The 22,052-nt window shown below is 70.0% G+C and carries 27 protein-coding genes; 18 read left to right on the top strand and 9 right to left on the bottom strand.

Annotation, left to right across the window (positions count from 1 at the left end; all coding sequences use genetic code 11):
- From FH610_RS19095 to FH610_RS19165, 15 genes are all read left to right on the top strand, one after another.
- Window positions 1-210 carry a hypothetical protein gene (locus FH610_RS19095; protein ID WP_139575868.1) on the top strand — a complete coding sequence of 70 codons (210 nt, stop codon included), beginning with the start codon at window positions 1-3 and terminating at the stop codon, window positions 208-210.
- Between the two features lie 2 nt (window positions 211-212).
- Window positions 213-602: a hypothetical protein gene (locus FH610_RS19100; protein ID WP_139575869.1), complete on the top strand. Its 390-nt coding sequence runs from the start codon at window positions 213-215 to the stop codon at window positions 600-602.
- Window positions 603-714: 112 nt separating this feature from the next.
- Window positions 715-1,977 (top strand): serine hydroxymethyltransferase, encoded by a 1,263-nt coding sequence (locus FH610_RS19105; protein ID WP_139575870.1) that lies wholly within the window; start codon window positions 715-717, stop codon window positions 1,975-1,977.
- A 63-nt stretch (window positions 1,978-2,040) separates the two neighbouring features.
- Complete coding sequence (locus tag FH610_RS19110) at window positions 2,041-3,453, top strand: MraY family glycosyltransferase (RefSeq protein WP_205825886.1); 1,413 nt, start codon at window positions 2,041-2,043, stop codon at window positions 3,451-3,453.
- A 144-nt stretch (window positions 3,454-3,597) separates the two neighbouring features.
- The gene (locus FH610_RS19115; RefSeq protein ID WP_139575871.1) at window positions 3,598-4,020 is read left to right on the top strand and encodes a Cg1360 family ATP-synthase-associated protein; all 423 of its coding nucleotides are present in this window, start codon (window positions 3,598-3,600) and stop codon (window positions 4,018-4,020) included.
- Between the two features lie 62 nt (window positions 4,021-4,082).
- Window positions 4,083-4,298 (top strand): hypothetical protein, encoded by a 216-nt coding sequence (locus tag FH610_RS19120; protein ID WP_079320510.1) that lies wholly within the window; start codon window positions 4,083-4,085, stop codon window positions 4,296-4,298.
- Window positions 4,299-4,430: 132 nt separating this feature from the next.
- Window positions 4,431-5,219: a F0F1 ATP synthase subunit A gene (gene atpB / locus FH610_RS19125; protein WP_139575872.1), complete on the top strand. Its 789-nt coding sequence runs from the start codon at window positions 4,431-4,433 to the stop codon at window positions 5,217-5,219.
- Window positions 5,220-5,299: 80 nt separating this feature from the next.
- A complete protein-coding gene (gene atpE / locus FH610_RS19130) occupies window positions 5,300-5,539 on the top strand; it encodes an ATP synthase F0 subunit C (protein WP_139575873.1) in 240 nt (79 codons plus the stop codon).
- Between the two features lie 29 nt (window positions 5,540-5,568).
- On the top strand, window positions 5,569-6,117 hold the full coding sequence (locus tag FH610_RS19135; RefSeq protein WP_139575874.1) for a F0F1 ATP synthase subunit B: 549 nt from the start codon (window positions 5,569-5,571) through the stop codon (window positions 6,115-6,117).
- Window positions 6,117-6,926, top strand: coding sequence for a F0F1 ATP synthase subunit delta (locus tag FH610_RS19140; RefSeq protein WP_139575875.1), 810 nt, complete (start codon window positions 6,117-6,119; stop codon window positions 6,924-6,926). Before FH610_RS19135 ends, FH610_RS19140 begins: the two co-directional genes overlap by 1 nt.
- Window positions 6,927-6,950: 24 nt before the next feature.
- On the top strand, window positions 6,951-8,600 hold the full coding sequence (gene atpA, locus FH610_RS19145) for a F0F1 ATP synthase subunit alpha (protein ID WP_139575876.1): 1,650 nt from the start codon (window positions 6,951-6,953) through the stop codon (window positions 8,598-8,600).
- A gap of 3 nt (window positions 8,601-8,603) precedes the next feature.
- Entirely contained in the window at window positions 8,604-9,503 is a 900-nt protein-coding gene (locus FH610_RS19150) for a F0F1 ATP synthase subunit gamma (protein ID WP_139575877.1), read from the top strand.
- A gap of 1 nt (window position 9,504) precedes the next feature.
- Window positions 9,505-10,932 (top strand): F0F1 ATP synthase subunit beta, encoded by a 1,428-nt coding sequence (gene atpD / locus FH610_RS19155; RefSeq protein WP_139575878.1) that lies wholly within the window; start codon window positions 9,505-9,507, stop codon window positions 10,930-10,932.
- Window positions 10,933-11,003: 71 nt separating this feature from the next.
- The gene (locus FH610_RS19160; RefSeq protein ID WP_079320504.1) at window positions 11,004-11,405 is read left to right on the top strand and encodes a F0F1 ATP synthase subunit epsilon; all 402 of its coding nucleotides are present in this window, start codon (window positions 11,004-11,006) and stop codon (window positions 11,403-11,405) included.
- A gap of 22 nt (window positions 11,406-11,427) precedes the next feature.
- The gene (locus FH610_RS19165) at window positions 11,428-11,826 is read left to right on the top strand and encodes a DUF2550 domain-containing protein (protein ID WP_139575879.1); all 399 of its coding nucleotides are present in this window, start codon (window positions 11,428-11,430) and stop codon (window positions 11,824-11,826) included.
- A 3-nt stretch (window positions 11,827-11,829) separates the two neighbouring features.
- Here FH610_RS19165 and FH610_RS19170 read toward each other — a convergent pair whose 3' ends face one another.
- The 7 genes from FH610_RS19170 to nucS form a co-directional block, all read right to left on the bottom strand.
- Window positions 11,830-12,420, bottom strand: coding sequence for a cob(I)yrinic acid a,c-diamide adenosyltransferase (locus tag FH610_RS19170; RefSeq protein WP_139575880.1), 591 nt, complete (start codon window positions 12,418-12,420; stop codon window positions 11,830-11,832).
- Between the two features lie 52 nt (window positions 12,421-12,472).
- Complete coding sequence (locus FH610_RS19175) at window positions 12,473-13,081, bottom strand: TetR/AcrR family transcriptional regulator (RefSeq protein ID WP_139575881.1); 609 nt, start codon at window positions 13,079-13,081, stop codon at window positions 12,473-12,475.
- Window positions 13,082-13,294: 213 nt separating this feature from the next.
- Complete coding sequence (locus tag FH610_RS19180; RefSeq protein ID WP_139575882.1) at window positions 13,295-13,912, bottom strand: response regulator; 618 nt, start codon at window positions 13,910-13,912, stop codon at window positions 13,295-13,297.
- 4 nt (window positions 13,913-13,916) lie between these two features.
- Window positions 13,917-15,284, bottom strand: coding sequence for a sensor histidine kinase (locus FH610_RS19185; RefSeq protein ID WP_205825887.1), 1,368 nt, complete (start codon window positions 15,282-15,284; stop codon window positions 13,917-13,919).
- Window positions 15,281-16,123 (bottom strand): ABC transporter permease, encoded by an 843-nt coding sequence (locus FH610_RS19190; RefSeq protein ID WP_139575883.1) that lies wholly within the window; start codon window positions 16,121-16,123, stop codon window positions 15,281-15,283. Before FH610_RS19190 ends, FH610_RS19185 begins: the two co-directional genes overlap by 4 nt.
- Window positions 16,124-16,273: 150 nt before the next feature.
- On the bottom strand, window positions 16,274-17,098 hold the full coding sequence (locus FH610_RS19195; RefSeq protein WP_139575884.1) for an ABC transporter ATP-binding protein: 825 nt from the start codon (window positions 17,096-17,098) through the stop codon (window positions 16,274-16,276).
- 100 nt (window positions 17,099-17,198) lie between these two features.
- Window positions 17,199-17,873 carry an endonuclease NucS gene (gene nucS, locus FH610_RS19200; RefSeq protein WP_139575885.1) on the bottom strand — a complete coding sequence of 225 codons (675 nt, stop codon included), beginning with the start codon at window positions 17,871-17,873 and terminating at the stop codon, window positions 17,199-17,201.
- Window positions 17,874-18,081: 208 nt separating this feature from the next.
- Between nucS and FH610_RS19205 the strand changes: the two genes are divergently transcribed.
- From FH610_RS19205 to FH610_RS19215, 3 genes are all read left to right on the top strand, one after another.
- Entirely contained in the window at window positions 18,082-18,408 is a 327-nt protein-coding gene (locus FH610_RS19205) for an ATP/GTP-binding protein (protein ID WP_220505850.1), read from the top strand.
- Window positions 18,409-18,428: 20 nt separating this feature from the next.
- Window positions 18,429-19,133, top strand: coding sequence for an alpha/beta hydrolase (locus FH610_RS19210; protein ID WP_139575886.1), 705 nt, complete (start codon window positions 18,429-18,431; stop codon window positions 19,131-19,133).
- 79 nt (window positions 19,134-19,212) lie between these two features.
- Window positions 19,213-19,992 carry an alpha/beta fold hydrolase gene (locus FH610_RS19215; RefSeq protein WP_139575887.1) on the top strand — a complete coding sequence of 260 codons (780 nt, stop codon included), beginning with the start codon at window positions 19,213-19,215 and terminating at the stop codon, window positions 19,990-19,992.
- 91 nt (window positions 19,993-20,083) lie between these two features.
- Here FH610_RS19215 and FH610_RS19220 read toward each other — a convergent pair whose 3' ends face one another.
- Both FH610_RS19220 and mce read right to left on the bottom strand, forming a co-directional pair.
- Entirely contained in the window at window positions 20,084-21,385 is a 1,302-nt protein-coding gene (locus FH610_RS19220; RefSeq protein ID WP_139575888.1) for a DivIVA domain-containing protein, read from the bottom strand.
- Between the two features lie 181 nt (window positions 21,386-21,566).
- Window positions 21,567-21,989 (bottom strand): methylmalonyl-CoA epimerase, encoded by a 423-nt coding sequence (gene mce / locus FH610_RS19225; protein WP_139575889.1) that lies wholly within the window; start codon window positions 21,987-21,989, stop codon window positions 21,567-21,569.
- Between the last annotated feature and the right edge of the window lie 63 nt (window positions 21,990-22,052).

A 22,052-nucleotide genomic window follows, 5' to 3' on the forward strand; every position in this document is an offset into this window, starting at 1 on the left:
GTGCGAGTGACGTTCCCGCTCGGGCGGGATCGCCGCCAGGGCCCGCCTCCCAGGGACCGCCTCCGTGCGACTCGGGCGGCCGGGCCGGACGACGGTGCGGGGCGGGGCGACCGGATGCGCAGAGCCGGGCGGCGGCCCCCCGGGGTGCTCGGAGCAGGGCAGGCGACGACCAACGCCGGCGTGCTGGCCGGCTTCGCACAGGAGGCGTGATCGTGAGTTATGTCGACCCGCCGGCGCCGACTCCGCTGCAGCCGGGGGAGACCCCGCCGGCGCCGTCGAGCACCGACCTGCTCTCGCCCGGCGGGCAGCCGACGGGATGGGTGTTCAACCCGGAGTACCAGAAGCTCGTCGACCTGTGGCTACAGGTGGTTCCGCTGATGGACCAGCTCACCAAGTCTCTGGACAAACCGTATGAGATGGCGCGGAGCAGGGACGTGTGGGACGCTCCGGTCGCCGAACGGTACGTCCAGGACGTGGCCGAATGGCGCAACCGCCTCGGGATGTACCGTCAGGCGGTGCTGACGGCGATCAGCGACCAGGCGGCGGACACGCCGCGCTGGATTCCGGGCAAGGCCGGCGCACCGCACGCCTTCACCTCCTGAGCGACGACCGGCGACCTCTGACAACCTTCTGAACAGCGACGACGCCCGCGCGACGGGCTCCGGGCGGTCTACTCTTGGAGCGAAGACCGCCACGGGATTGTGAGCCGGTTCCATGGACAGTTCGGAGCCGTTCTACGGGCCTGATTTCGCCCGGCTCGCCGCGCAGGACCCGGACGTCGCCCAGGTGCTGCTCGACGAGGTCGCCCGGCTGCGCGGCGGGCTCCAGCTCATCGCCAGCGAGAATCTGTCCTCGCCCGCCGTCCTCGCCGCGCTCGGCTCGGCGCTCAACGGCAAGTACGCCGAGGGCTACCCGGGCCACAGGTACTACCGCGGTTGCGAGGTGGCCGACCGCGCCGAGCAGATCGCCGTAGAGCGGGCCAAGCGGTTGTTCGAAGCCGACCACGTCAACGTGCAGCCCTACAGCGGCACCACGGCCATCCTGGCGGCGTACGCGGCCCTTCTGCAGCCGGGGGACACCGTCCTGGCGCTCGCACTGGAGCACGGCGGCCACATCACCCACGGGTCCAAGGCCAACTTCTCCGGCAGGTGGTTCCACGTCGTCTCCTACGGCGTGCGGCGGGACACCGAGACGATCGACTACGACGAGGTGAGGGACCTGGCGCTGCGCCACCGGCCCCGCGTGATCGTCTGCGGTGCCACGGCGTATCCCCGGCTGATCGACTTCGCCGCCTTCCGCGACATCGCCGACGAGGCCGGGGCCTGGCTGCTGGCGGACGTCGCCCACGAGATCGGCCTCATGGCCGGCCGGGCCATTCCGTCGGCCGTGCCGTACGCGGACGTCGTGACCTTCACGACCCACAAGTCGCTGCGCGGCCCCCGCGGGGGAGGCGTGCTGTGCACGGACGAACTGGCGTCGGGGATCGACCGGGCGGTGTTCCCCTTCAGCCAGGGCGGGCCGCTGATGCACGTGGTCGCGGCCAAGGCGGTGGCGTTCGGCGAGGCGCTGCGCCCCGAGTTCCGGGCCTACGCGGCGTCGGCGGTGGACAACGCGAGGACGCTGGTGGAGGGGCTGGCGGATGAGGGGCTGCGCCCGGTGTCGGGCGGCACCGACACCCATCTCGCGCTGGTCGACCTGCGCGGCGCCGGGGTGAGCGGGGCGGAGGCGGAGCGGCGCTGCGCCGAGGCCGGGATCCTGCTCAACCACAACGCGATCCCGTACGACCCGGCGCCCGCGACCGTGACCTCCGGGATCAGGGTCGGCACGCTCTGCGCGACCACCCAGGGCATGGGCGCGGCGGAAATGAGGGAGATCGCGTCTCTCGTCGTCCGGGCCATCCGGCAGCCGGGTGCGATAACGTCGGTCCTCGAACGGGTAAAGGGGCTGACCGCGACGCATCCGGCATATCCCCGTTAGGGATAGGGCGATCTATGTCTTTTGCCCGTCACAACCGATCCGCCTATCCAGGAAACTAGGTCCGTGCGCGAATATCTCCTCTTGGCGCTCGTGGCGGCCGCGGTGACGTACCTGCTGGTGCCGCCGGTCAGGGCGTTCGCGTTGCGCATCGGCGCGGCGCCCGAGGTGCGGGAGCGGGACGTGCACAAGGTGCCCACCCCGCGTCTGGGCGGGCTCGCGATGTTCGGCGGAATGGCGGCGGCGCTGCTGGTGGCGAGCAATCTGCCGTACGTCGGCGGCGCGTTCGACAGCGGCCAGACGGGCCAGACGGTCATCGGCCTTCTCGCGGCCGGCGGCCTGATCGTCGTCACCGGCTTCCTGGACGACTGGCTCGGCATGGACGCGCTCGTCAAGCTGGGCGGCCAGATCGCGGCGGGCGGGCTGCTCGTCAACTTCGGCGTGTACCTGCAGTTCCTCCCGCTGCCGCAGTCGATGGGCGGCTCCCAGGCCCTCGACAAGACCCTGTACACGATCCTCACCATCATGATCGTGGTCGTCGTGATCAACGCGGTGAACTTCGTCGACGGGCTGGACGGCCTGGCCGCCGGGATCGTCGGGATCGCGGCGATGGCGACCTTCGCCTACTCGATCGTGCTGCAGCAGACCGCGAGCGGTTCGCGGATCAACGGGACGGCCGCCATCGCGGCGATCCTCATCGGGATGTGCGCGGGCTTCCTGCCGCACAACTTCAACCCCGCCAAGATCTTCATGGGCGACACCGGCGCGATGCTGCTCGGCCTGCTGCTCGCCACCTCGCTGATCACGAGCCTGTCGTCGGTCGAGCCGGACGCGGTCGTCGGCAAGATCAACCGATTCCCGGTGATCCTGCCGCTGGTGCTGCCGATCGCGGTCGTGGTGCTCCCTCTGGCCGACCTGATCATGGCGGTCGTCCGGCGGACGTCGGCCGGGATGTCCCCGTTCGCCCCCGACCGCGGCCACCTGCACCACCGGATGCTCGACATCGGCCACTCCCACCGGCGCAGCGTGCTGATCATGTACGCGTGGACGTTCCTGTTCGCCTTCGCGATCGTGGGCCTGTCGATCGGCCGCGTGCCGCTCATCGTGTTCCCCCTGACGATCGTGCTCGCGGTGGCGGTGCTGGTGATCATGGGTTTGCCGCGGTGGCGGTCGCGCCGCACCGCGACGCAGGACTCCAAGGACGACCAGAAGATCGGAGCGCGTCCGGCCGGGAGCCGCTCGTCCGGCCCCGGCCCCGCCAGACGCGGGACGACGGAGCGCGACACGCTCGTCTACCCCGTCGTCCCCCCGCCCGCCCCGCCCGTCACCCCGGGTCAGGCCGCTCCCGCCGCCTCCGGCCAGGCGGTCCCCGCCAGGCTCCCGGCGCCGGGCCGGCATCCCTACCCCGGGCAGGGCGCCCCCGGTTCCCCCGGCGCCCCTCCCACCACTTCCCGCGCCGACACCGGGACCTTCCTCTGAGCCGTCCCCGCAGGTCGGCGACGACCCGAAACACCAGGTAAAGGTGGCACTCCGGGGCTTGTGATAGCTTTCACTAGCAAGGGGCAAGGCCAACGACGCCCCAGCAGGTAGCAATCGCTCGTTTGACAACCGATCTGGAGTCCCATGCAGGCCAACGACGTGCGCGTTCTCAAGGGCGCCGCCGTGCCGACCTTGATCGTCGGTCTCCTCGCCGCGCTCGTCGCGGTGTTCACGACCGGGGCCAAGGGTGCGTTGGGCGCCGGCATCGGTCTCGTCCTCGTCGCCGCCTTCTTCACCGTCGGCCTGGTCGTCGTCTCCTGGGCCGGCCGAGTCTCGCCCATGGCGATGATGGCGGCCGCCGTGCTGGGTTATGTCGTCAAGATCCTCGCGATCATGGCGATGATGAACGCCTTCTCCGGCACGACCGCGTTCGACTCCCGGGTGTTCGCGCTGAGCGTCATCGCGTGCACGCTCGCCTGGACTATCGGTGAGATGCGCGGATTCATGAAACTGAAGATGCTTTATGTGGAGCCTGAGGCGAAGGTTCCCGGGCAGGGCCGCGGATGACCACGCGTACGGGGCAGCCCGATATGACTAGTCCGCATGGCTCCTGCTATCGTCATGGCGCGATGAGCGAACAGGAGCGCAGGCCCGAGACCGACGGCCGCGACTTCGCCGACGCCGCCTGGTCGGTCCCGAGCTATCTGCTGTCCGGGATCCTGGTATGGGGCGGCCTCGGCTGGTTGCTGAGCTGGTGGACCGGCGTGCATGCGTTCATCCCCATAGGCGTCATTCTCGGGGTCGGGCTGGCTGCCTACCTCGTCTATCTGAAGTACGGCCGCTGACAGCCGGCCCGCTTCCCACGCTCTTCTGTTGATCCAATCGTTGAAGGGAACGCCCGTGCGCGAGCGTAGCGAACGGACGAACAAGCACATGCTTCGGGCATTCGGCCCCAAGCAGGCAGGCGAGGTGGCCAAGTGACCCCCCTCATGCTCGTCGCCGAGGACTTCACGGCGCCGGGACCGTCCATCTTCGACTTCCCTCCGCTGTACGAGGGTGCCCCGTCCTGGCTGACCAAGCCAGCGCTCATGGCGATCTTCGGCGCCCTCGTGGTGACCGCCCTCGCGTGGAGCGCCTTCGCCAATCCGAAGCTCGTGCCCCGGGGCATGCAGAACATTGGCGAGATGGGCTACCAGTTCGTCCGCGACCAGGTCGCCCGCCCGTTCCTGGGCAAGGACGCGGAGCGGTGGATGCCGCTGCTGCTCAGCCTGTTCTTCCTGATCCTGTTGTGGAACCTCTTCGGTGTCGTCCCGCTGATCCAGATCCCGGTCGCGTCGCACATCGCGTTCCCCATCGTCTTCGCGGTCACCATCTACGTGATCAAGATTTACCTGGGCATCAAGCACCAGGGTCTCGGCGGCTACTTCAAGAACATGATGTTCCCGCCCGGACTGCCGAAGCCGATCTACGTGCTGCTCGCGCCGATCGAGTTCCTGTCGAACCTGATCATCGCGCCCTTCACGCACGCCGTCCGACTCTTCGCGAACATGTTCGCCGGACACCTGATCCTGGCCTTCTTCAGCGCCGTCGGATTCTGGTTCCTCTTCGAGAAGCCGACCCCGCTCGGGGCGGGCCTCGGTGTCGTGGGCGTGATCATGACGATCGCGATGACCGGCTTCGAGATGTTCATCGAGTTCCTGCAGGCCTTCCTGTTCACCCTGCTGGCCGCCATGTACATCGGCGGCTCGCTGCACGCGGACCACTGACGGATCCCTGAGACCCGCCCCTTACGTAGACCAGACCGGTGACACGACACTCACCGGCCGACCAGTAAAGGAAAAGACCAATGAGCATTCTCGCTGAGGCCGCCGGCGTCATCGGCAACCTGGGTGCCATCGGCTACGGCCTGGCCGCCATCGGCCCCGGTATCGGCGTGGGCATCATCTTCGGCCAGGGCGTGCAGGCCATCGCCCGCCAGCCCGAGGCGTACGGCCTGATCCGGCAGAACATGCTGCTCGGCTTCGTCCTCACCGAGGCGCTGGCCCTCATCGGCCTCGTCGCCCCCTTCATCTACCCCAAGAGCTGACGTACCCACTCTGAAGGAAGGCTGCACATATGACTCTGGCAGCTACGCTCCTGGCGGCCGAGGAGGCGGAGAACCCCCTCATCCCGCACGCTTACGAGCTGGTCGTCGGCAGCTTCGCCTTCCTCGTCGTCTTCCTCGTCGTCGGAAAGATCCTCACCCCGCGCATCCAGAAGACGCTGGCCGAGCGGACCGAGGCTATCGAGGGCGGCATCAAGAAGGCCGAGGACGCCCAGGCCGAAGCCCAGCGCACTCTGGAGCAGTACCGGGCGCAGCTCGCGGAGGCCCGCCAGGAGGCGGCTCGACTCCGCGAGGAGGCCCGCGAGCAGGGCGCCGCGATCAAGGCCGAGCTCCGCGAGGAGGCCCAGGCCGAGGCACGGCGCATCGTCGAGGCGGCTCACGCCCAGATCGAGGCCGACCGCCAGCAGGCGTTCACCCAGCTGCGCGGTGAGATCGGGCGCCTGTCCACCGAGCTGGCGAGCCGGATCGTCGGCGAGTCGCTCGAGGACGAGGCCCGCCAGCGTCGCACCGTGGACCGGTTCCTCGAAGAGCTCGAGGGCCGTCCGGAGGCGGTCCGCTGATGCGCGGCCTCAGCAGGACCGCCCTCACGGAGGTCGAGGAGCGGTTCAACACCGCCGCCGCGACCGCCGACCTCGGCGCCCTCGCCGAGGAGCTGTTCGCCGTCGCCGACCTCTTCGACCGCGAGCACGGGCTGCGCCGGGGTCTTTCCGACCCCTCGCGCCCTGCGGAGCAGAAGGAGAGCGTCCTGCGCTCCCTGCTGCAGGGGAAGGTCGGCGAGGCCGCGCTGGAGATCGCGGTCGCCGGGGTCAGGGCCAAGTGGTCCAGGGCCGGCGACCTGCCGGACGCCCTGGAGCGCGTCGGCGTGATGTCCGCGGCCGCCGAGGCCGAGTCGGAGCGCCGCCTCGACGACGTCGAGGACGAGCTGTTCCGCTTCAGCCGCATCCTCGCCGCCAACCCGGAGCTGCGCCGCGCGCTCAGCGACCCGGCCATCCCGGCCGAGCGCAAGCGCGAACTGCTGGTCACGCTGCTCGGCGGGAAGGCCGCGCCCTCCACTGTCCGGCTCGTCACGCAGGCTGTTGTGCACCCGCGGGGACGTAGCCTGGAGACGGCACTGGAGGAGTTCGGCTGGATCGTCGCGCGGGCGCGCGAGCGCCTGGTGGGCGTGGTCCGCAGCGCGGTGCCGCTCTCACAGCAGCAGAAGCAGCGGCTCGCGGCCTGGCTGCGAACCACCTACGGGCGAGACGTCCACCTGAACGTCGAGGTGGACCCGGAGGTGCTCGGTGGGTTCTCCGTGAGGGTCGGAGACGACTACATCGACACCACGATCGCCGGACGTATCGAAGAAGTCCGCCGCCGGTTGGCCGGCTGAGGCGAATAGGGAGACAAGAAACAGATGGCGGAGCTTACGATCCGGCCGGACGAGATCCGGGACGCCCTTGAGCGCTTCGTCCAGGCGTACGAGCCGGAAGGTGCCGCGCGCGAGGAAATCGGGACCGTCGTCGACGCCGGCGACGGCATCGCCCATGTCTCCGGCCTTCCCTCGGCGATGGCGAACGAGCTGCTCGAGTTCGAGAACGGAACCCGCGGCCTGGCGCTGAACCTCGACGTGCGCGAGATCGGTGCGGTCGTCCTGGGCGACTTCAGCGGCATCGAGGAGGGCCAGCAGGTGCGCCGCACCGGCGAGGTCCTGTCGGTGCCGGTCGGCGACGACTTCCTCGGCCGCGTGGTCGACCCCCTGGGCAACCCGCTCGACGGCAAGGGCCCGATCGCCGCGGAGGGCCGCCGCGCCCTCGAGCTGCAGGCCCCCTCGGTGGTCCAGCGCCAGCCGGTGAAGGAGCCGCTGCAGACCGGCCTCAAGGCGATCGACGCCATGACGCCGATCGGCCGCGGCCAGCGTCAGCTGATCATCGGCGACCGCGGCACCGGCAAGACCGCGATCGCGGTCGACACCATCCTCAACCAGAAGGAGAACTGGCTCTCCGGCGACCCGAGCCGCCAGGTTCGCTGCATCTACGTCGCCGTCGGCCAGAAGGGCTCCACGATCGCCCAGGTGCGGGGCCGCCTCGAGGAGGCGGGCGCGCTGGAGTACACCACCATCGTCGCCGCTCCGGCCTCCGACCCCGCGGGCTACAAGTACATCGCCCCGTACACCGGTTCGGCCATCGGCCAGCACTGGATGTACCAGGGCAAGCACGTGCTGATCGTCTTCGACGACCTGACCAAGCAGGCCGACGCCTATCGCGCCGTGTCGCTGCTGCTGCGCCGTCCGCCGGGCCGTGAGGCGTTCCCCGGCGACGTCTTCTACCTCCACTCGCGTCTGCTGGAGCGCTGCGCCAAGCTCTCGGCCGACATGGGCGGCGGCTCGATGACCGGTCTTCCGATCATCGAGACCAAGGGCAACGACGTGTCGGCCTTCATCCCGACCAACGTCATCTCCATCACCGACGGCCAGTGCTTCCTGGAGACCGACCTGTTCAACGCCGGTGTCCGCCCGGCGATCAACGTCGGTGTCTCGGTCTCCCGAGTCGGCGGTTCCGCCCAGGTCAAGGCCATGCGCAAGGTGGCCGGCACGCTCCGTCTGTCGCTGTCCCAGTACCGCGACCTGGAGGCCTTCGCGGCCTTCGCCTCCGACCTGGACGCGGCCTCCCGCGCCCAGCTGGAGCGCGGCGCCCGCCTGGTCGAGCTGCTCAAGCAGCCGCAGTACAGCCCGTTCCCGGTCGAGAAGCAGGTCGTCTCGGTGTGGGCCGGCACCACCGGCGAGCTGGACGACGTGCCGGTCGAGGACATCCGCCGCTTCGAGGCCGAGTTCCTCGACTACCTCGGCACCGCCCAGAAGGGTGTCTTCGACAGCATCCGCGAGACCAAGGAGCTGACGGACGACACGGTGACCACCCTCAAGGACGCCATCACGGAGTTCAAGAAGGGCTTCACCACCTCCAGCGGTGAGCTGCTCGTCAACGACGAGCCGGTCGAGGCGCTGGACGCCAGCGAGGTCGGCCAGGAGAAGGTCGTCAAGCACGTTCGCAAGGCCGAGGCGAAGTAACCCATGGGTGCCCAGCTTCGACAGCTGCGGCGGCGGATCAAGTCGGTCAAGTCCACCGCGAAGATCACCCGTGCGCAGGAGCTGATCGCCTCGTCGCGCATCGTCAAGGCGCAGCAGCGGATGCAGGCGGCCGTGCCGTACGAGCGGGAGATCACCCACGCGGTGTCGGCGGTCCTGTCGAACACGACGAACGTCGACCATCCGCTCACGGTGGCCAAGGAGCAGCCGGCCACGGCCGGCGTCCTGATCGTCACCAGCGACCGCGGCTTCGCCGGCGGCTACAACGCCAACATCCTCCGTGAGGCCGAGGCGCTGAAGGGCCACCTGACCGAGCGCGGCCTGACCGTGAAGCCGTACGTCGTGGGCCGCAAGGGCCTCACCTGGCACCGCTTCCGCAGCCGGGAGATGTTCGGCGAGTGGGACGGCTTCTCAGACAACCCGACGTACGCCAACGCCAAGGAGATCGCCGACGCGCTCATCACGGCGTTCAAGGCGGAGGACGGGATCGACGAGATCCACGTCGTCTACACCGGGTTCGTCTCGATGCTGACGCAGAACGTGATCGTCAAGCGGATCCTGCCGCTCGAAGTCGAGGAGGCGGAGACGCCCCCGGAGGGCATCCCGCCCTACTACGAGTTCGAGCCGACGGCCGGTGACGTGCTCGACTCGCTGCTGCCGCGCTACATCGAGTCGCGCATCTACAACGCGCTGCTCCAGTCGGCCGCCTCCGAGCACGCCGCCCGGCGCCGCGCGATGAAGTCGGCCACCGACAACGCCAACGAGCTCATCCGCGTGTTCACCCAGCAGATGAACCAGGCGCGTCAGGCCGAGATCACCCAGGAAATCAGCGAGATCGTCGGTGGCGCGAACGCGCTGGCTGACGCCGCAGCGGGGAAAGAGTGAAATGACCGCACAGACTGTTGAGACCACCGTGGGCCGTGTCGCCCGCGTCACCGGTCCGGTCGTCGACGTGGAGTTCCCCGTCGAGGCCATGCCGGACATCTACAACGCGCTCACCGTCGACGTCGAGCTCGGCGGCGAGACCAAGACCCTGACGCTGGAGGTCGCGCAGCACCTCGGCGACAACATCGTCCGGGCCATCTCCATGCAGCCCACCGACGGTCTGGTCCGCGGCGCGGCCGTCACCGACACGGGCGCCGCGATCTCGGTGCCGGTCGGCGACGCGGTCAAGGGCCACGTGTGGAACGCGCTGGGCGAGCCGCTGGACGCGCCCAAGGCCTCCATCGAGGTCAACGAGCGGTGGCCGATCCACCGTCCGGCCCCGGCGTTCGACCAGCTCGAGGCCCGTACGGAGATGCTGCCCACCGGCATCAAGGTCATCGACCTGCTCACGCCGTACGTGAAGGGCGGCAAGATCGGTCTGTTCGGCGGCGCGGGCGTCGGCAAGACCGTTCTGATCCAGGAAATGATCCGCCGCGTCGCGCTGAAGTTCTCGGGCACCTCGGTGTTCGCGGGCGTCGGCGAGCGCACCCGTGAGGGCAACGACCTGTGGCTGGAGATGGAGGAGGCGGACGTCCTCAAGGACACCGCGCTCGTCTTCGGCCAGATGGACGAGCCCCCGGGCACCCGTCTGCGGGTGGCGCTGTCCGCTCTGACCATGGCGGAGTACTTCCGCGACGTGCAGAAGCAGGACGTGCTGCTGTTCATCGACAACATCTTCCGCTTCACCCAGGCGGGTTCCGAGGTGTCCACGCTGCTCGGCCGCATGCCGTCCGCCGTGGGTTACCAGCCGACCCTCGCCGACGAGATGGGTGTGCTCCAGGAGCGCATCACCTCCACCCGCGGTCACTCGATCACCTCCATGCAGGCGATCTACGTGCCCGCGGACGACATCACCGACCCGGCGCCGCACAACGCGTTCGCGCACCTCGACGCGCAGACCGTTCTGTCCCGGCCGATCTCGGAGAAGGGCATCTACCCCGCGGTGGACCCGCTCGACTCCTCCTCGCGGATCCTCGACCCGCAGATCATCGGTGAGGAGCACTACGCGGTCGCCCAGGAGACCAAGCGAATCCTGCAGAAGTACAAGGAACTGCAGGACATCATCGCCATCCTGGGCATCGACGAGCTCTCCGAAGAGGACAAGGTCACCGTTCAGCGGGCGCGCCGCATCGAGCGGTTCCTGTCCCACCCGATGTACGCCGCCGAGGCGTTCACCGGCCAGCCGGGCGAGTTCGTGCCGCTGGACGAGACCATCGCCTCGTTCAAGGGCCTGTGCGCCGGCGAGTACGACCACCTGCCCGAGCAGGCATTCTTCATGGTGGGCGGCATCGAGCAGGCCATCGCCAAGGCGAAGGAACTCGAGCGCTAGGACGCCTTCGACGCCTGTACGGCACGGCAGCGGCCGCGTCGTACAGGCGTCCGTCGAAAGGGAGCTGAGAAGTGGCAAAGCTTCGCGTGGGCGTCGTGTCGCCGGAACGTGAGATCTGGACGGGCGAGGCCGACATGGTCATTGCCAAGACCGTAGACGGCGAGATCGGTATTATGCCGAACCACGCTCCCGTTCTCGGTGTCCTCGTCGAGGGCGGGGTGCTGCGCGTCAAGCGCGGCGACGAAGGCGACCTCGTGGCCGCGGTGCACGGCGGATTCATCTCCGTCGCCGACAACGACGTGTCGATCCTGGCGGAGGCGGCCGAGCTCGGCTCCGAGGTCGACGTCGCGCGGGCCAAGGACGCGCTGCAGCGTGCTCAGGCCTCGATAGAGGCCGACCAGGAGGACGCGGACGCACGACTGCAGGCCAAGCGTGCGGCCGCCCGGCTGCGGGCGGCCGGCGAAGAGGTCTGACACGACAGGAGGAGGGCGGCCAGTGGCGGCGCTTGGGATACTCACGGGCGTCTTCGCCGTGGCCGCGCTCCTCGTCATCCGGGGCTTCGTCCTGGCACGGGCCCGGGGCACGATCGTCTGCCGAGTACGGGACGGCCAGGGGGGCTGGAAGAGCGGGGTCGCCCGCTACGCAGGGGGAGAGCTCCACTGGATCCCGTTCCTGGGACTCGGCCTGAGGCCGCGCCACGCGATCGCGAGGCGCGGCCTCACCGTTTCCAGCCGGAGGATGCTCGGCACGGGTGAGGGCCCCGCCGGCTACTGGACCGTCGTCTGCTCCGCGGAGCGCGGCCCGCTGTCCCTCGCGATGAGCGAGGACGCCCTCACCGGCTTCCTCGCCTGGCTGGAGTCCGCCCCGCCCAGCGCCCACCTCGACGCCGCGTGACGCTCAGCGGGTGGCGCCGGGCCTCCAGAGGATCTCGTCGCCGGCGGAGGCCACGCGGCAGAGGATGAACATTAGGTCGGACAGGCGGTTCAGGTATGTGGCCGTCAGGGGGTTCACGTCGTCGTGCGCCTCCAGCGCCGCCCAGGCCGAGCGCTCGGCCCGGCGTACGACCGTGCGGGCGAGGTGGAGGAAGGCCGTTGCGGGTGCGCCGCCGGGCAGGATGAAGCTGCGCAGCGGCTTCAGCTCCGCGTTGAACCGGTCGCACTGCTCCTCCAGCCAGGCGACGTACGGTTCCTCGACCCGCAGCGGCGGAAATTCCAGTTTCTCGACGACCGGGGTGCACAGGTCTGCGCCGACGTCGAACAACTCGTTCTGCACCCGGCTCAGGACGGCCGTGACGTCCTCGGACAGGCCGCCTGTGGCGAGAGCGACGCCGATGGCGGCGTTGGCCTCCTCCACGTCCGCGTAGGCGGCCAGGCGGGGGTCGGTCTTGCGGGTGCGGCTCATGTCGCCCAGTGCGGTCGTGCCGTCGTCGCCCGTCTTCGTGTAGATCTTGGAAAGGACGACCGGCTTGTCGTTGTCGGCTCGGGTCATGCCGCTCAGCGTAGCCGTGCGCCCTGCTTCGTCGGGCGGAGGCCGCCACGGGTCACTGGGTGGAGGCGGCCAGGGGACCGTCGGAGGAGAAGGTGCGGCGGAAGATGTACACGGCGGTCTCGATCAGCTGCTCGGTGGGTGGGGACGGTTCGGTCATCACCCACTCGATGAGTAACTCGGTGATGGCGCCGATGAGGCCGAGCGCAAGCAGGTGGAGGTCGAGGGGAGGCATGCGGGCCGCGCCCCGCGCCGAGGACTCTATGACCTTGGTGAACGACGCCACCGCCTGCTGACGGGCGCCGCTGAGCACGTTGCCCGCCCGCCGTACCTCCAGGTGCATCAGACGGGCGCGCCGCACGTCCTTGGTGACGAAGCGGATGTATTCGGCGATGCCGGCGACGATCCGGTCGTCGAGCGTGGGCGGGGCCGTGTCGATGGCCTCGGTGACCGACGCGAGCGTCTCCTCGATGCACCGCTCGTAAACCGCGCGCATCAGGTCCTCACGGCTGGAGAAGCATTCGTAGAAGGCGCGATTGGAGATGCGCGCGGTCGCGCACAGCCTCTCGATGGTGGTGGCGTGGAAGCCGGGTTGGGCGAACAGGGTGTATGCGGCCGATATGAGCCTTTCCCTCCTGTCTGCAAGCCTTTCGGCAGCCGACATCCCCCGATAGTCCCGTCCCGCCACTTTTCACCTCACCCTGTCATGGTCCCCCCAGAAGTCCCCATTATGAACGCAAGATCCTTTTTGCGGAAGTGCTGAGAAATAAGCACTTTCGGGCTATGCCAAAGACGGTCATTAGCTTGACAAGGCCGTCAAGAGGTCAGCACGCTTACCAATTGAGATACACAGACCTTGCTGCAATTGCATCGGCAATTACAGCAGCCCGCGCGCCAGGGCGGTCGTCACCGCGGCGGTGCGGTCGGAGACGCCGAGTTTCGTGAAGACCCGCAGCAGATGCGTCTTCACCGTGGTCTCACTGATGAACAACGCCTTGCCGATCTCGGCGTTGGTCAGCCCCCGCGCGACCAGGGCCAGCACCTCCGTCTCACGCCGGGACAGCGTCTCGGTCACCGGCGCCCGCATCCGGGTCACCAGCCGGGTCGCCACGGACGGCGACAGCACCGTCTCGCCCCGCGCCGCCGAGACGATCGCGGCCAGCAGATCCGCCCGGGAGGTGTCTTTCAGCAGGTAGCCGGCGGCCCCGGCCTCGACCGCGCGCACGATGTCCTGGTCGGCCTCGTAGGTGGTCAGCACGATCACCCGGCTCTCCGGCCGGTCCGCCAGGATGCGGGTGGTCGCGCTCACCCCGTCGCCGCCCGGCATCCGCAGGTCCATCAGGATCACGTCGGGTGTGAGCTCCCCGGCCCGGACCACCGCCTCGTCTCCGGAGGCCGCCTCGCCCACCACCGTGATCCCGGGGTCGGACTCCAGCATGCCGCGCAGTCCTTCGCGCACAACGGGGTGGTCGTCGACGATCATCAGGCGCAGCATCGGGTCACACTCCGGACTCGGTGGGGTGGGCGTCGGCTGTTACCACGGCAGGCGCCGTACGGGCGGGAGGGACGGAGGCCGGTCCCGCGGCGGCCGCCGCCGCCGTCGCCGTCGCCCCGGGGAGAGCGGCGCCGGGGAGAGCGGCGCAGGGACGGGCCGGGCCGGTCGGCAGGGCGACCTCCAGGAGGGTGCCCGCGCCGGGCGAGCTCGTCACCGTCACGGAGCCGCCGGCCTGCTCGACGCGAGCGCGCATCCCGCGCAGGCCGTATCCGCCGGTGGCCGCGGGGTCGAAGCCGCGCCCGTCGTCGCGGACCTCCAGGGCGACCGACTCCGGCCGGTAGGCCACCGTGACCTCGGCCCGGCCCGCCTCCGCGTGCCTGCGTACGTTGGCCAGGGCCTCCTGGGTCGCCCGGAGCAGCACGACCTCCGCCGGGCGGGGCAGCGGCCGCGGCTCGCCGGTGACGGAGAATCCCGTCTCGATCCCGGTCTCCTCACCGAGCCGGTCGGTCAGCCGGCGCAACGCCTCGTCCAGGCTCGGGCCGTCGAGCGGGGCCGGGCTGAGTGCGCTGATCAGGGCTCGGGCCTCGGCCAGGTTCTCCCGCGCGGTCCGTACGGCCAGCGCCAGGTGGCGGGACGGGTCCGGCTGCGCCTCGGCCGCCTGGAGCAGCATGATGATGCTGGTGAACCCTTGGGCCAGGGTGTCGTGGATCTCCCCGGCCAGGCGCTCCCGCTCGGCCATGGCTCCGTGCTCGGTCGAGAGCCGGGCCACCTCGGCCCGCTGGGCCTCCAGTTCCTGGATGAGCGCGGCCCGCTCCTCGCTCTGCTCCATGATCCGCTCCATCCAGATGCCGAAGAGCGAGGAAAAGAAGATCACAGTGGTGATGATGGCCAGGAAGTTGAACGAGCTCCGCTGGTCTTCCTGGACCAGGTAGCGCACCACCAGAGGCAGGTTCAGCGTGATCAGGCCGACGATCGCCCAGCGTGCTCGCAGCACCATGAAGCACTGCGAGCAGAGCCCGAAGAGCGCTATCGACGCCGATGGCTCGATGAGCACGGCCGGGGTGAACAACGCGACGAGCAGGACGATGTAGACGACGCCCCGGCGCCGGTCGCCGTTCCTGATCGCGGGCCGGCCGAACAACACGTAGAGCAGGGGGATCGCGGCCAGTGACCCGGCGGCGAGGATCCGCTGCCACGGGGGGAGGTCGTCCACCGCGATGAACACGGCCGGGAGCAGGGTCGAGGCGGCGAGCAGCAGCTCCCAGCCGAGCCGCCGGTGCCATACATGCGGCCCGGCCGGGTCCGGGCGCTGACGGGTGAACAGGCGGATGGGCCGCGCGCGGCGGCGCTGCCCTTCCGCCGGTCCGCTCAACCGTCGCGCCGCCCCTTCCAGCGGAAGGTCGTCAGGCACAGCACCAGCCCTCCAACGAGCCAGGCGCCCAGGACGAGGGCGACCCGGCCGGGTTCGTACGATTTGGCGAGCTCCAGTGTGGCACCGGCGTCACCGAGGAAGACCGACCGGAAACCCTGGCACATCCACTTGAGCGGGAAGAACGAGGCGATCCGCGCCAGCGTGTCGGGAAGCTGGCTGAGCGGGATGAACACCCCCGAGATGAACTGCAGCACCACGAACGGCATCGTGATCACCGCGGCCGCGCTCTTGCCGGATCTGGGCAGGCTGCTGACCGCGACGCCGAGCAGCGACGACCCCAGCACTCCGAGCACGAACACCCAGGCGAAGGTCAGCCAGCTCGATGCGGCGGAGGGCAACTCCAGGTCGAACATCGCCACCCCGATGGCCAGCAGGATGGCCACCTGGAGGAAGGACACGAGCAGCGTGTTCAGCGCCTTGCCGATGAAGTACGCCGCGGGCGGCATCGGCGTCCCGGCCAGCCGCTTGAGCGTGCCGTCCTCCCGGTCCATGGCGATGCCGATGCCGAGGTTCTGGAAACCGGTCATGGTGGCCGAGCCGATGAGTCCGGCCACGTAGAGCTGGGAGACGCTCAGCCCGGTTCCCTCCATCTGGTCGGAGAAAATCGACCCGAAGATCACCAGCAGGATGATCGGGAACGAGAAGGTGAACAGGACCGCGTCCTTCTCCCGGAAGAACATCCTCGTCTCCAGGGCCGCCCGGGACAGTCCCACGCGGAGGGTGGAAGGCATTCGGGCGGGGGCGGCCGTCGCGGCCCTCGGTGCGGCGATTTCGGTCATGGCAGTCAGCAGTCCTCGGCTGTATGGGGGGAGCCGGCGGGGTCCACCACCGGCGGGAGGGAAGAAGGGGCCCGTCCTACGCGGGAGTGCGCATACCTCGGGTGTGCCGGGGGAGTCGCCGCCGGGCGGGCGGCTGTGCCCGGCGGAGGCTCAGTCCTCGATGAGGCGGAGGTAGATGTCCTCCAGGGAGGGCCGGATCACGGCCAGCTCGGGGATCTCGCCGTCGAAGCGGCGGCTCAGCTCCAGCACGGTCTTCGTCGGAGTGTCGGTCTCCTCCGAACCGCCGGCCCAGTGGACCGTGGCCTTGGCGGTGGCCCGCCCGCCCAGGGTCGCGGGCGTGCCTTCTGCGACGATCCGGCCGCGGGCCACCACCGCCACCCGGTTGGCCAGCGCCTCGGCCTCGTCCAGGTAGTGGGTGGTCAGCACGATCGTGGTCCCCTGGTGGGCCAGGTCCTGGATCAGCTCCCAGAACCGGCGGCGCGCCTCCGGGTCGAAGCCTGTGGTCGGCTCGTCCAGGAACAGCAGCTCCGGGTTGCCGATCACGCCCAGCGCCACGTCCATCCGGCGCCGCTGGCCGCCGGACAACTGCCTGATCCGCTTGCCGGCCTTGTCGGTCAGGCCGACCCGCTCGATCACCTCGTCCGGGTCCGCCGGGTTGGGGTAGTAGCCCGCGAAGTGCCGGATCGTCTCCCGCACGGTCGCCTCGGCCACGTCGTTGGCCGTCTGGAGCACCACGCCGATCCGGGACCGCCACTCGCGCGTCGGCCGGCCCGGGTCGGTGCCCAGGACGCTCACCTCACCGGCGTCCCGGCGCCGGTAGCCCTCCAGGATCTCCACCGTGGTGGACTTTCCGGCCCCGTTGGGGCCGAGGATCGCGAACACCTCGCCCGCCTGGATGTCGAGGTCGATGCCGCCGACCGCCTGCACGTCGCCGTAGCGCTTGGCCAGCCCGCGCACTCTCACCGCTGTCGTCATGACTCAAGATTCGCGTCCGTACGGCTCGTGGAACACCAACGGCCGGTGGACCCGGTTGTCCTCCTTTCGGAGGACAACCGGCGGATGCCACATGCCCGGATCAGAAGAGCGTCGGATTCTCCGGCTCGATGCCGCGCAGGGCGTCGTAGTCGAGCGTCACGCACTCGATGCCGCGGTCGGCGGCGAGCACGCGGGCCTGCGGCTTGATCTCCTGGGCCGCGAAGATCCCCTTGACCGGGGCCAGGCGCGGGTCGCGATTGAGCAGTTCGAGGTAGCGGGTGAGCTGCTCCACGCCGTCGATGTCGCCGCGCCGCTTGATCTCGACGGCGACCGCGCCGCCGAGGTGGTCGCGGCACAGGATGTCCACGGGGCCGATGGCGGTCATGTACTCCCTGCGCACCAGCGTCCAGCCGTCCCCGAGCGTGGTGATGTGCTCGGCGAGCAGTTCCTGCAGGTGCGCCTCGACGCCGTCCTTGCGCAGGCCGGGATCGACGCCCAGCTCGTGGCTGGAGTCGTGCAGGATCTCCTCGATCGTCAGCACGAGCTTCTCACCGGTCTTGCCGTGCACGACCGACCAGGTGACAACCCCGTCGATCGTCTCCTCGCGGACCTTGCAGGGAGGGTTCATCCAGTTCAGGGGTTTGAACGCGCGGTCGTCGGCGTGTATCGACACGCTTCCGTCCGCCTTCATCAGGATGAGCCGAGGTGCCATGGGGAGATGGGCGGTGAGCCGTCCCACGTAATCCACGCTGCACCGCGCGATGACCAGCCGCATGTGCGCCAACCCTACCGGGGTTGCGGAGGTCCGGAGGCGTTCTGGGACACTGTCCGGCATGGCATAGACGTCGCGGGCGCTCGAAATCGCCGGGTCCGGCGGCCCGTCACGGCCCGCGTCCGGGGCATCCGCGCGTACGCCGGCCGAGCCGGTGCTGGAAGAATGGGCCGTCATCTCCCGTTCTGCCTGACATGAACCCCCCGGAAGGATGCCCGCCGTGAGTCCCCGCCGTGCCCGCCGCCGCGGCCCGTTCGAACGCCAGGACGGCCATGCCGTACGGCCGGTGGGCCCGCAGGTGGCCGGGGTGGACCGCGTGGAGAGCGCGCACGACGGCGAGTGGGTCGTCCGCAACGTCTCCGGCGCCGCCCAGGGCAAGGCCTACCGGTGCCCGGGGTGCGAGCAGGAGATCAGGCCCGGGCTGCCGCACGTGGTGAGTTGGCCGGCCTGGTCCGGGGGAGAGGACGAGCGGCGGCACTGGCACACCACGTGCTGGCGCAACCGGGCCAACCGAGGTCCGGGCCGCAGCCGTTACTGACACGAGCTTTCGGAGTGGGAATGGACATCAGGGCGTCCACGGTGCTGCCTGCCCGGCGCGAGGACATCGAGCTGCAGACGGCCGACGGGCTCACTCTCGTCGGCGAGGTGGCGTCGCCGGAGAGCCGGCCGCCGGTGGCGACGCTGGTCTGCCTGCATCCTCTGCCCACCCACGGCGGGATGATGGACAGCCACGTGCTGCGCAAGGCGTCCTACCGGCTGCCCGCACTCGCCGACATCGCCGTGCTGCGCTTCAACACCCGGGGCACGACCTCCGACCGGGGCACCTCGCAGGGGTCCTTCGACGGCGGCGAGGGGGAGCGGTGGGACGTCGCCGCCGCCCTGGAGTACGCCGACTTCCACGACCTGCCGAACCCCTGGCTGATCGGCTGGTCGTTCGGCACCGAGCTGGCGCTGAAGTGGGGCCGCGACCCGATCGTGCGGGGCGCGATCCTGCTGTCGCCGCCGCTGAAGCGGGCCGGCGAGAAGGACCTCGTCGCCTGGGGAGAGTTCGGCCGCCCTCTGGTGGCCCTGGTGCCGGAGCACGACGACTACCTGCGGCCGGAGGAGGCCGCACGCCGGTTCGCGGCGGCGCCGCAGGCGGAGGTCGTCGGGGTGGAGGGGGCCAAGCACCTGTGGGTCGGCGAGCCGTACGTGCGGATCGTGCTGAACGAGATCGTCAAGCGCGTGAACCCGGCCGCCGCGCCGCTGCCGACCACGGTCTGAGCGTGGCGGGCGGGCCGGCTGGGGTCGCGAATCGGTGACGAACGGCGGCGGCGGGCGCGCGGCGCGTTACCGTGACCTGATGCAGCTCTACTCGCGATCCGCCGGGAGCGGCCTGCCAGTCGTCCTGCTCCACGCGTTCCCCCTGTCCTCCGCGATGTGGCTCGCCCAGCGCGAGGGTCTCGCGCCCGTCTGCCGGGTGATCACCCCGGACCTGCGCGGCTTCGGCGGAACGATGCTCGGTGACGACGAGCCCTCGATCGACCTCATGGCCGACGACGTGGTGCACCTGCTCGACCAGGAGGGCGTCGACCGTGCCGTGGTCGGCGGCCTGTCCATGGGCGGCTACGTGGCGATGGCGCTGTGCCGCCGCCACCCGGACCGCGTACGCGGCCTCGTCCTCGCCGACACCAAGGCCCAGGCCGACCCCGAGCCGGCCCGGGCGAACAGAGAGCGGATCGCCGCCGCGGTCCTGGAGAGCGGCACGGGCATCCTCGTGACCGAGTCGCTGCCCCCGATGCTCGGCGCGACCACCAGGGAGCGCAGGGGGATGGTTCTCGGGCGCGTACGCGGGCTCGTCCAGGCGGCGCCACCCGCGGCCGTCGCGTGGGCCCAGCGGGCGATGGCCGCGCGGCCCGACGCGTTCGGCACGTTGGAGTCCCTGACCGTTCCGGCGCTGGTCGTTGTCGGCGACGAGGACGAGCTGTCGCCGCTCCCGGACGCCCAGGCGATGGTGGAGGCCATCCCGCAGGCACGGCTCGCCGTCATCGAGAAGGCGGGCCACCTGTCCGCCATCGAGCAGCCAGAGGCGTTCAACCGCGTCGTCGCGGAGTTCGTCAAGTCCGTCGACGGACTCGACTGAGCCGGGAAGCGGGAGCGCGGACACGACAACGGGGCCCGGCGGTGCCGGGCCCCGTTCGTTCAGCCGTCAGACTCCCCGAATGCGCCAGTGACTACTCCTGCCACCACTCCGCGTCGTCGTCGCTCTTGGTGGAGCTGATCGGCTCGACGGACGGCGTGGCGGGCACGGCTGGCTTCTCCACGACCGGCGGAGCCGACAGGGCCGGCTTCGGCGGGGCCGCGGTGACGGGCGCCGGCTCCGGGTCCATGCCCGGCAGCGGGGCGCCGCCGAGCAGCTGACGGAGCTGGGCGAGGTGGCTGGTGATGCTGTCGCGCTGGCGGGTGAGCTCGTCCACCTGGCGCTGCATCGCCGTACGGGTGCGCTCGGCCTCGGTCTTCGCCTCGGTCACGATCGTGTCGGCGCTGGTCTTGGCGTCGGCCACGAGCTGGTCGGCGTTCTTGCGGGCGTTGGCCAGCAGCTGCTTGGCGTGGGTGTCGGCCTCGCGGCGGGTCTGCTCGGCCTGCTGCGTGGCCTTGGCGGCCCGCTGCTCGGCGGTGGCGGCGCGCTGCTCGGCCTCGGCGACCAGCTTCTGGGTGTTGGCCTGGGCGGTGGCGTGCCGCTCGGCCTCCTGACGCTCGGCCTCCTCGCGGCGGGCGGCGAGCTGGATCTCGAACTCCGCCTCGTCCTGGGCGCGCTTGGCCTCCGACTCCTCCAGGATCCGCTGCGCCTGGGCCCGCATCTCGTCCGCCTGACGCTTGGCCGTGGTGAGCACCTCGTCGCGCTCGCGCTTGGTCGAGGCCCGCAGCTGGGCCACCTCGCGCTCGGTCGTGGTGCGCAGCTTGGCGATCTCGCGCTCGGCGTCCGCCCGCTTCTCCGCGACCTCGTGGTCGGCGGTGGCGCGGATCTTGGCGACCTCGCGCTCGGTGGTGGCGGTCAGCTCGTCGGACTCACGCCTGGCCGTCGACCGGATCTCCTCCGCGTCGCGCTCGGCGGTGCTGCGCATCTCCTCGGCCTCGCGCGCCGCCAGCGCCCGCTTCTCCGCCGCCTCGTTCTCCGCTGCCGCCCGCAGGTCGGCGGCGTCCACCTTGGCGGCGGCGCGGATCTCGTTCGCCTCCGACCTGGCCGCCTGGACGAGCTCGGTGGCCTGCTCCTCCGCCAGCCTGAGCAACTGCTCGATGCGGGCGCCGAGACCCGAGTAGGTCGGCCGCTCCTGCTCCTGCAACTGGCGCTGCGAGTCGGTCAGCTCCCGCTGGAGGGCGCTGACCTGTTCCTTGGCCTGACGCAGTTCGGTGTCGAGGGTCTTCAGGTGGTCGTGGACCTGGTGCCGGTCATAACCCCGGAGCACCACGTCGAATTCGCGAGATGGGGCGTCCTCGAAGAAGTTGTTGAGCTGGGCGTCGATGTCGGACTGCATGAGGCTCGATCCTGGTTGTCGAGACGGCTACAGGGGCCGGACGGGGGGTCGGTTCCGAGGCGAGGAAGCCGGTCTGGCGTCCACGTCCGGTGGTACGCCAGCGTACTCCGGTACTGCCGCCTTGGAGGTCCCCTCCGACTTTCTGCGCGACTTGTTACGAATGAACGTTTCTTGCGTTTGCCTAGCGCCTGGACGTCTCGACGAGCTCGGTGAGAACCCCTCCCACGTCCTTCGGATGCAGGAACGCGATCGAGGCTCCCATCGACCCATGCCTGGGCCGCTCGTCGATCAGGCGCACGCCCTTCGCCCCGATCTCCTCCAGGGCCTTGGTGACGTCCGCCACGCCGTACCCGATATGATGCACGCCCTCGCCCCGCTTGGCGAGGAACCTGCCCACGGCGGTGTCGGGGTGCAGCGGTTCGAGGAGCTGGACATACGACGCGCCCTGGTCGCCGTCGGCCACGTGCAGCATGGCCTCGCGGACGCCCTGCTCCTCGTTCACCTCCCGGCTGACGACGGTCAGGCCGAAGACAGACTCGTAGAACTCGATTTTCTCTTCCAGGTTGTGGCAGGCCACGCCCACGTGGTCGATTCGCAGCAGCATCGCCGTCTCCCCTCGCCGTTCCCGTCCCGCCGCCCGCTTCCGGGCGGCCTTACTACTCCTGGG

Origin of the sequence: Microbispora catharanthi, assembly GCF_006334915.2 — a bacterium.
GTDB lineage: Bacteria > Actinomycetota > Actinomycetes > Streptosporangiales > Streptosporangiaceae > Microbispora > Microbispora catharanthi.

Coding starts and splice junctions, on each gene's coding strand:
- FH610_RS19215 (WP_139575887.1), top strand. CDS start 19,213: ATGCAGCTCTACTCGCGATCCGCCGGGAGCGGCCTGCCAGTCGTCCTG.
- FH610_RS19190 (WP_139575883.1), bottom strand. CDS start 16,123: ATGACCGAAATCGCCGCACCGAGGGCCGCGACGGCCGCCCCCGCCCGA.
- FH610_RS19150 (WP_139575877.1), top strand. CDS start 8,604: ATGGGTGCCCAGCTTCGACAGCTGCGGCGGCGGATCAAGTCGGTCAAG.
- FH610_RS19105 (WP_139575870.1), top strand. CDS start 715: ATGGACAGTTCGGAGCCGTTCTACGGGCCTGATTTCGCCCGGCTCGCC.
- atpA (WP_139575876.1), top strand. CDS start 6,951: ATGGCGGAGCTTACGATCCGGCCGGACGAGATCCGGGACGCCCTTGAG.
- FH610_RS19210 (WP_139575886.1), top strand. CDS start 18,429: ATGGACATCAGGGCGTCCACGGTGCTGCCTGCCCGGCGCGAGGACATC.
- FH610_RS19180 (WP_139575882.1), bottom strand. CDS start 13,912: ATGCTGCGCCTGATGATCGTCGACGACCACCCCGTTGTGCGCGAAGGA.
- atpE (WP_139575873.1), top strand. CDS start 5,300: ATGAGCATTCTCGCTGAGGCCGCCGGCGTCATCGGCAACCTGGGTGCC.
- FH610_RS19170 (WP_139575880.1), bottom strand. CDS start 12,420: ATGACCCGAGCCGACAACGACAAGCCGGTCGTCCTTTCCAAGATCTAC.
- atpD (WP_139575878.1), top strand. CDS start 9,505: ATGACCGCACAGACTGTTGAGACCACCGTGGGCCGTGTCGCCCGCGTC.
- FH610_RS19175 (WP_139575881.1), bottom strand. CDS start 13,081: ATGTCGGCTGCCGAAAGGCTTGCAGACAGGAGGGAAAGGCTCATATCG.
- FH610_RS19195 (WP_139575884.1), bottom strand. CDS start 17,098: ATGACGACAGCGGTGAGAGTGCGCGGGCTGGCCAAGCGCTACGGCGAC.
- FH610_RS19220 (WP_139575888.1), bottom strand. CDS start 21,385: ATGCAGTCCGACATCGACGCCCAGCTCAACAACTTCTTCGAGGACGCC.
- FH610_RS19140 (WP_139575875.1), top strand. CDS start 6,117: ATGCGCGGCCTCAGCAGGACCGCCCTCACGGAGGTCGAGGAGCGGTTC.
- nucS (WP_139575885.1), bottom strand. CDS start 17,873: ATGCGGCTGGTCATCGCGCGGTGCAGCGTGGATTACGTGGGACGGCTC.
- FH610_RS19115 (WP_139575871.1), top strand. CDS start 3,598: ATGCAGGCCAACGACGTGCGCGTTCTCAAGGGCGCCGCCGTGCCGACC.
- mce (WP_139575889.1), bottom strand. CDS start 21,989: ATGCTGCTGCGAATCGACCACGTGGGCGTGGCCTGCCACAACCTGGAA.
- FH610_RS19120 (WP_079320510.1), top strand. CDS start 4,083: ATGAGCGAACAGGAGCGCAGGCCCGAGACCGACGGCCGCGACTTCGCC.
- FH610_RS19205 (WP_220505850.1), top strand. CDS start 18,082: ATGCCCGCCGTGAGTCCCCGCCGTGCCCGCCGCCGCGGCCCGTTCGAA.
- FH610_RS19135 (WP_139575874.1), top strand. CDS start 5,569: ATGACTCTGGCAGCTACGCTCCTGGCGGCCGAGGAGGCGGAGAACCCC.